The 723-nt window shown below is 58.8% G+C and carries 1 pseudogene; it reads right to left on the bottom strand.

The annotated features are described in order from the left end of the window. Positions 1–92: 92 nt before the first annotated feature. A pseudogene (locus IV91_RS18500) lies at positions 93–723 on the bottom strand (IS481 family transposase); the annotation flags it as partial.

The following is a 723-nucleotide window of genomic DNA, read 5'->3' as shown; positions in this document are numbered from 1 at the left end:
ATTGATCTTGGGGGATAGATAGAGGGCTTCGGTGGGTAATTCGGTATTGAAGGGATTCCATTTCAAACCAAACGGGGTCAACAGAAGGCGGTTCATGGGTGGGTTTCCTGGGCGGGCGAGGCGTCGTCTAATTCCAGATAGGCAGGAGGTAATCCGGTGGCCGCAAACTGTGCCAGCAGATGGCGCATCAGGGGGGCTTGGGGATCAGAGGGCGTGGCCGCACTCTGCGCGCTCTTGAGAAGTGTATCCGGGGTCGGCTGGATGATCTGGCGTCTTCGCCCATCCCCATGGCGGGTCTTGTCCAGAGGATAGATGGTGGCTTGAATGACGCCGCTACGGGAATCAACGATGTCGGCCTGGTTACGGTCCCAGCGAGCGTAGCGTAGCGTCAGTTCGCGCAGATGCCCGAAGGCTTGGGGAATCTCGAAACGCCTGCCATCGAGAGACACGGTGCCATCGCTCTGGCGTTGCTTCCGGGTGACCTCGATTCGAAAGTGACGCCGCAAGGTTTCTGAATCCGGGCACTCGCGCAGGACACTGGGACTGGCAATGAAGCGTTGCATGGGGGTGGCACCGTTCAGTTCCCGGTGCGGGCTGACTTGATACTCGTGTTCGACCCAGGCAAAGGAGGCTTCGTTGAGTTGAGCCAGGGTCAGATTGGGAATCGCATCAAGCATGGCCATCAGACGACTTTCCACCCGATTCCAGAGGGTCTCCTGCTTG

The sequence above is a fragment of the Ferrovum myxofaciens genome (assembly GCF_000735045.1).
Classification (GTDB): Bacteria; Pseudomonadota; Gammaproteobacteria; order Burkholderiales; family Ferrovaceae; genus Ferrovum; species Ferrovum myxofaciens.
Note: the sequence above shows the minus strand (reverse complement) of the source record. Positions and strands in the feature narration are given on the sequence as shown.